The 7,699-nt window shown below is 34.7% G+C and carries 5 protein-coding genes and 2 pseudogenes; all 7 read left to right on the forward strand.

The features are described 5' to 3' along the window. The first annotated feature begins 217 nt into the window (after positions 1-217). Positions 218-361, forward strand: a complete 144-nt coding sequence (locus IHO40_RS04880) for a hypothetical protein (RefSeq protein WP_225537026.1) — start codon at positions 218-220, stop codon at positions 359-361. An 803-nt stretch (positions 362-1,164) separates the two neighbouring features. Beyond that, positions 1,165-1,685: pseudogene (locus IHO40_RS04885) on the forward strand (cytochrome b). 5 nt (positions 1,686-1,690) lie between these two features. Further along, a complete protein-coding gene (locus IHO40_RS04890; protein WP_225537028.1) occupies positions 1,691-2,737 on the forward strand; it encodes an NAD(P)H-dependent flavin oxidoreductase in 1,047 nt (348 codons plus the stop codon). Positions 2,738-2,842: 105 nt separating this feature from the next. After that, positions 2,843-3,934: a hypothetical protein gene (locus IHO40_RS04895; RefSeq protein ID WP_225537029.1), complete on the forward strand. Its 1,092-nt coding sequence runs from the start codon at positions 2,843-2,845 to the stop codon at positions 3,932-3,934. A 101-nt stretch (positions 3,935-4,035) separates the two neighbouring features. Further along, a complete protein-coding gene (locus tag IHO40_RS04900; RefSeq protein ID WP_225537030.1) occupies positions 4,036-4,398 on the forward strand; it encodes a hypothetical protein in 363 nt (120 codons plus the stop codon). Between the two features lie 34 nt (positions 4,399-4,432). Then, positions 4,433-6,787 carry a VirB4 family type IV secretion/conjugal transfer ATPase gene (locus IHO40_RS04905; protein WP_225537031.1) on the forward strand — a complete coding sequence of 785 codons (2,355 nt, stop codon included), beginning with the start codon at positions 4,433-4,435 and terminating at the stop codon, positions 6,785-6,787. Further along, positions 6,735-7,699: pseudogene (locus tag IHO40_RS04910) on the forward strand (hypothetical protein); the annotation flags it as partial. The gene IHO40_RS04905 and the pseudogene IHO40_RS04910, both read left to right, overlap by 53 nt.

Genomic DNA, 7,699 nt, shown 5'->3' on the forward strand with positions numbered 1-7,699 from the left:
ACTATAAGTCCTTATCTTACCTCTCTTGGACTATTATGGGAAGGGCTATAAATGTGCGCAAGATAGTATTGTTGAACCTGCGCAAATCATAAATAATCAAAAAATAAAAACCCCAGAGTTGAGAGTTTGTATATTACAGATCGGGGAGAGTTCGGTAAAATTTGAAAAAGGTTAAGGAGAAAAAAGAAACTATGCAGATATCTCAGGTAGCATTGAAATGTCTTTTGTTACTAGAACAGAAAAGATCAGTATTTGTTTACATTGTAGTGAGGAAGATAGTAATGAAATAAAAGTGGAGTTTGCTGATGATGAAGGTAAAGCAAGGTTTGACGAGTTAGAAAATGAGGAGAAAAAAGTTTAGGGCCAAACTGTTTTTTAGGAGGAAAAGTTGCTTCAGAAGTTATAGGTAAGAGTTTCGAGAGGAATAGTAATATATCTACAAACTAGGTTATTAAGCAACCGGATATTCCATATACTTCCATGCAAGTTTCTCAGCTACCCAAAAGGAAGTAAGAATAGCTTCAAGGGATTAAAATTTAATATACTTTCAGAATAAGATCGTAAAAATTTAATGTATCTATTCAGGGGAGTGGTAAATATTAAAGCAAAAGTGATGTCATATAAGCAGTTGACACGCAACTGTATAAACGTTGTGATTTAAGCTTATCACAAGAGTATCATCCAAGTAGCTGACACTGGGATCCATGATGCTGCTTTATTAATAAATATTTGAGAAATTTGCCAAATGAGAAAAAAAGGCAAAAGAAACTCCGTTAGCTAGTTATTCACTATCTATCTTTTAAATTGGCATTTTTTTTATTGTCTTAAACGCTTTGACAAACGCATTTTAGCTTATACTAGGTAAAAACCCTTGAAAGTTTATAAAGGCATGAGTGCATATAGTACAAAAAATTAAACAAAAGTACACCAAGTACATTGAGTTTTTTTATTGTTTAATCTGTATGGACTGAAGCTCCAGTAATATGATAAAGGTAATGGCAAAAGCTGTCAAGTAATTTTTTTGTTTCTACTGGATAACAACTAGGGATTGCTTTCAAATTACTACTTGTATAGCTGTATTGTCGGCACACCTAAGTTGTTTTAATAAATTTTGATTGAAAAATAGTTTCTTTATTATATAAATGCTACTTTAGAGTAATCAAAATGGAAGACAATAAATATAGCTTAGGTTTAAGGATTATTCATTGGCTAATGGTTGTTTTTATTATCGGTATGCTCTGCTCTAGGTTTTATATGAAAAGCTTGCCAGTTAGCAATGAAATTAAGTTCATCATGTACGCTATTCACAAGGCTTGTGCTATCACTATCTTTGGGTTAGTCATAGCACGCATACTTTTTTGCGCCTTTACTTTCATTCCGTCACTTCCAGCAAGTTTTTCCCGATTTGAGATCAATATAAGCAAAACAGTGCACCTTGGTTTATATGCTTTAATGATACTGGTACCGTTATCTGGTTATGTCATGTTTTCTGCCTCTGGTAAGGGGATCAAATATTTTTTTCATATCCCTTTGTTGATTAGTAAATACAAAGAGCTAGCTAGTGCAGCCAATGGGCTACATTCGATACTTACATACTTTACAGTATTCTTTATAGTCTTGTGATACTTGCTGCTTTAAAACACACATTGATAGATAAGCAAAACATTTTTAAACGCATTATATAGATTATATGTTGAGCAATCTCTGGAAAAAAGGAACGGATTTTCTTGGTAGTGAGTTTGCAATAATGGGTGGTGCTATGAGCTGGGTCTCAGAGAGAAACTTGGTTTCAGCAATCTCAAACGCTGGTGGTTTTGGCATAATTGCATGTGGTGCTATGTCTCCAGAATTGCTAAAAAAAGAAATCGCAGAGACACAGAAACTCACTAATAAGCCATTTTGCATCAATCTTATCACTATTCACCCAAACTTGAGTGAGTTGATAGATGTGTGTATTGAAGCAAAAGTAAGCCATATAGTTTTTGCAGGTGGATTACCGACAAAACCTAGCATAGAAAAAATCAAGAATGTAGGCACTAAGGTTATGTGTTTTGCACCATCATTAAACCTTGCGAAAAGGTTAGTAAAAATAGGGGTAGATGCATTAATAATAGAAGGGATGGAAGCAGGTGGACATATAGGTCCAGTTAGTACTTCTGTTCTTGCACAAGAGATATTACCTTACTTTAAAAGTGAACAAACACCAGTATTTGTTGCAGGTGGAATAGGAAGAGGCGAGATGATAGTGAATTACCTAGAAATGGGAGCAAGTGGCTGTCAAATAGGTACATTATTCGTCTGCACAAATGAGTCGATTGCCCATAAAAATTTCAAGGAGGTGTTTATTAAGTCGGCTGCGCGTAACGCAGTTTCTTCTGTACAAATAAGTGCTGATTTTCCTGTAATTCCAGTAAGAGCCGTAGCTAACAAAGCGAGTGATGATTTTGTGAAGCACCAAAGAGAAGTTATTGATAAGTACCAAAAAGGACAGATTTCAAAAGAAGATGGGCAGCTTGAAATAGAAAGATTCTGGGCTGGAGCCCTAAGAAGAGCAGTGATTGAAGGAGATATTGAAACAGGATCTTTAATGGCCGGTCAAAGCGTTGGCATGGTTGATAGGGAAAGACCCGTAAAAGAAGTGATAGATATGTTAATTCAACAGGCAAATAATTATATCAAAAACAAATCTATAGAAGTGAAAAACTCAATCATTAGCAAAGCAAATATCAACCAATAAGCAAAATCGCCGTAATCGTCCATAATAGAGTATAATTCCCCAGTTTTAATGTAAAATTAACGCTGATTAGGTATCTATACATTTTGTTATGTATGGAGAGATGTTATGCTAGGTACTTTAAAAAAACTTAAGAGTAATGAAAGGGATCCTAACGAACAATTGTACAACACTATACACGCAAAGGTAACAAAAAAAACACATAACCGTAAAAGCCCAAAAAAGGGAGATCTCGACAAATGCATAGAGTTTTTCAAGAGTGGGGCTGATCCTAATGTATTAAGTGAATTAGAAAAATCACTGATAGAGCAAGAAGAACATCAAAAATATTACAAGTATTATATCGAGAACTTCCTTCCAGCATTGAAGGATAAAGTAATGAAATCAGAAGAACTAGCTGTACCTATAGTATTTAACAATGAAGCAGAACAATCACAAGGACCACAAACAAGAAGAGGGAAAATATTAGGAATAATTTTAAACATTATTAGCAGAAGCAACTATCAAATCGATCTTAGAAATAGTAGGATAGGTGGACAAGATGACGCAGGTACTCCTAAATCCAGTGATGATTTAAACCCACCCGTGCCGAGCAAGAAAAACTCACCATCACCATTAAGTAGAAGTGTAAGCTCAGTATCAAGCTCTGTTGGAGGAAATGATAATCTACAAAAAGAAGAAATTAAGCAACCAGAGCAGGATCCAGAAGAAAAGCCAAAGAAGCAAGAAAATAAAAATTCAGGTAGTCAAGCATACCAAGTTAAAGAAGAATCAACCAAAGTGCCATTACAGCACGTGATTGTAGCCAAAGAAGAGCCAAAGGTCTCAGCGTCAGCTATTTCGGGAACAAATAAGAATACAAGGGATTTAATGAAACCTGAAGACAAAAAGAACGGAAAAAATGTCATTGCAATCGCGCAAAAATCTTCTGCAAATGAAAATAATAGCGAAGATACTCCACCTGAAAAACAACCAAATAACAGAAATTTTTGCATTGCACTTTCAACAGGTTGTGCTCTCTCCGCAATAGGATGTCTTATCACAGGAGTAGTAACTTTGGAGATGGTAGGGACAGGATTGTTGGTTATGTCTATAGTATTTGCTATAGTAGCAGCAGTCACACGGTGTTTACTCCCTCCTTCAAGTAAATTAACATCCACCGATTTGAGCCCTCTTATTGATGATAGTAAACAGCGGTAAAAATAAAATATATGTTACTCGTAGTGAATAAACAAATTCAGTTCTTGCCTGTTGATGTGAAAGTTGTTATAATCAGGTGGTGTTTAAAAGGTATTTAGTTGATGCACATTCAATTGAATAAAATTTTAGTTTTTATAGCCCTATTAAGCCTCATTTTTACATCATACTCAGGCAAAGCGATTTCAGTGGGTAATGAATTGAAGGATATACAAGAAACGGTAAAGAATTTCACTTCTTCATTTTCAGTTAAAGATACCTTAGAAAATATGAGTCCTTCGACAATCATAGGATTATGCATAGCTGTAGTGATACTTGCAATATTGTTTAGGGGCCTGATCTTTTTCATGATAATGTTTAGCGTACTAGTCATGATGTTCGGTAGCACGGAAAAAGCAACTGACTACTTGAAAGAGAAGTTTAGTTTTGTAAAAGTAAAACCTGATGATGAAAAAGGTAAAAATTAAGATCAATACCTTTATTGAGCGCACATAATGTTGTATGCAGCTAAAAATACCAGCAATTAACACTAAGCTTGAAAAAAAGAATAATTTAGCATTACTAGAAAGTATTGATTTAGACTTTATCCCTTACGCTTGTCATTATGATGAAGAAACCATACTGACAAAACAAGGAGAATTATTAAAAATAATCAAGTTAGAAGATTACTCCTCTGCTGATAACTACAGCGACCTTAGAACTGAAATTAGAAAAAGCATATCAAAAAATATCAATAGCTTATATTTCACCGTTTGGATTCATACTGTCCGAAAGCGCAATAAACTGAGTTTAAAATGGAATAAGACTGGAGACTTTTCTGATAAGCTACATTCAACGTGGCTTAATAAACTTACTGATAGTAAACTGCAGTATATAAACGAGTTATACATCGTAGTATTACTTAGCGATTTTGGCGAGCATACTAGTAATTCATTTTTTCTTAGTAAAATAAAAAATCAGCATAAGCTGTATCTACAAGAAAACCATCAGGAATTACAAAGGGTAACTGATTTAATTCAAAGTGATTTAGAGCCTTTCGGAGCTAAAAAGCTAGGCCTAAGGTTTAGTGAGCGTAAAATGTATTCTGAAATGATAGAATTTCTTCATTATATTGTTACGTTAACATACAAAGATTACCCAATATATGAAAGGGACCTGTCGCAGCATGTTAAAAACTTAAAGATAGCTTTTGGTTTTAACACATTTCAAACAACATTTGAAAATCAACAGAAATTTGGTTCTATTTTTTGTATAAAGGAATATCGGGAAATTCCTTTAGAAAATATAGATAGGTGTTTACAACTTGACTCTGAGTTTATTATTACAGAAATAATAATATTCACTAGTAATAACAAAGCAGTCAAAGAATTCAAAAAACAAATCAATATGCTGCAAATCAGTGAGGACAGTACCTTACTTCAAAACCCAGAAATCAAAGAAATAATAGAACTTGAAAAAACTTCTGCTATAGACTTTTGTCAACAGAAAATTATTTTCACAATTTTTGCTGACGATAGAAAGAGACTAGCTGAAAACATCAGCGATTTGTCCGCCGTAATGTCGTTAGTCGGGTTGATGATGTTTAGAGCTGATCTACATATGGAAGACCATTTTTGGGCACAACTTCCAGGCAATTTTACTTTTATTGCACAACCGAAAAATATATTAAAAAAATATGCCTGCAGCTTTGCTATGCTACATGATTTTACGTCAGGTACATTAAAAGGAGGAAGGTGGAGGGAAGCAGTAACAGTCTTTTTTTCAAAAAAAGGAAGCCCTTACTTTTTTAATTTTCATGGAAAGAAAAACAGTGGTCATACTACGATACTCGGCGCTCCAAGTTCAGGCAGAACTTCGCTGATTAACTTCCTGTTGTCAGAGTCAAGAAAATTTGATCCTAGAATTATCATGTTAGACAACACTGGAAAGTCAATAATTTTTACTAAAGCGGTGAGCGGTAAATACTACATAATTGATCCAAAATATAAAGATAAAAGCCTGAAATTTAATCCACTAAACATTGAAAATAGTACTTCCAATCGCAATATGTTAGCTGAACTGATCAAAAGAATGGTGGCTGATATAAACTCGGTGGATGTGGAAGAGAAGATAAAAAAAATCGTAGATTCTATATTTGCTATACCAAGGGGGTCACGTTCTATTTCACAAATTTCTGAAGTGCTCTTACTCCTTGGGGGTAAGATAAGTAAATGGTGCAATGATGGTGAGTTTGCTTATTTATTTCAAGATGGTGATGAATCGGATATTGACTGGGAAATAAGAACTATATCTCTTAACACAGCAAACCTTATAAAACAAAAGGAATGTATGTCCGTGATACTCTACTATTTTTTATACTCTTTTGAAGCAAAATGTGATGGTTCACCTGCAATACTCGTTTTGGATGAAGCATGGGAAATAAGTAATATTTTTCCCACAGAGAAAGAGTTTGATAACTGGATGCACAGGATGACAAAATTAAATGTTGTGGTAATTCTAAGTACTGAAAACTTAAACCTGGCATTTGCTAGTAAATTTACTCAATATTTGGATAAACACGTTGATACAAGGATTTTGATGCCGAACGTCAATGCAAATAGATTATACATGAAAGCATTTTCTCTATCGAAAGAGGAACTGAACATAATCCTGCAAACACCAACACAAGAAGGTTTATTTTTGATAAAACAGTACAAAGGACTAGTAACTTTAAATTTAGATTTGAAAGATATGCAAGAAATACACATACTTTCAGCTAATAAAGATACTATAAAGTATATGTATGAAGCAATAAAAGAAAAAGGTGAAGAAGTTAATAAGTGGTTACCAGTGTTTTATGAGAAGTGTAAGGCTTAAAGCCAAATTTTTTTTCCTAGTGTTGGTTTTGCTTGGTGCAAATAGTGGGTACTCTGATGTTTGCCAAGATATATTATATTTCCGTACTGACGTTGAAGCTGCAGAGAGCTCAATAGGAAAAGGTCTTTGGAACTTAGTTACTGGCAAGTGGGGTAATTTGAATTTTGATCCTCATTTATTAAAAGAAATTAAAGTAACGGCAGTGAAAAATCAAGGGATAAGTGGTTATTTTGATCCGAAGATTCAAGTTTGCGACTATGAAGGAGATAATTGTTATATATTACCCAACAAAACTTCATGCCGCCAGATATACGGAATGCAGGCGAGCGGGTCTGGAATTTCTGCAGCAGTTTTTATCGACTGGGAAGGAGATATAATATTAGGTGGTGGCAAAATTAAGGAAGGAATTGCGGAAGGCCTTGGATGGGAATGGGCAGATGGTGTCACTGACGAAGAGAAAAGTAAGTTTGTTAATTCTCCTAAGATATGTGCTTGCAGCCAAAAAGCAGCCTGCATGGGGATTTTTTCATATTTCCCTAGCACAGACGAAGGAGCAAACATTTTTAGTCCTGAAGATATGGCAAATACCTGTGATACTTGCTATCAAAAAGTGGTGAAATGCGCTCCTGTGCCACTTGCACCTGGCCCACCTCCGTTCTGTGAACAACTTGCGATGTCATCTCCACAAGTTAGAATTGTTCCTATAACAAACAAAAAAAACGACTACTTTGATCCTAAAGTTAAGGTAATAATTGGTGAACTAATAGGAAAAGACGGGGAAATCGGAGAAAAGTTAGATTTTCCCAAAAAGTGCAAAAAGGATAAGGCTGGGGAGAGCCCTACTCCGGATAAAGTTAGGGAGCATTCTATTTTAGATAGAGATGGCACTACACACTACTTCAAAACTTACAG

It is taken from the genome of Wolbachia endosymbiont of Mansonella ozzardi, assembly GCF_020278625.1.
Classification (GTDB): domain Bacteria; phylum Pseudomonadota; class Alphaproteobacteria; order Rickettsiales; family Anaplasmataceae; genus Wolbachia.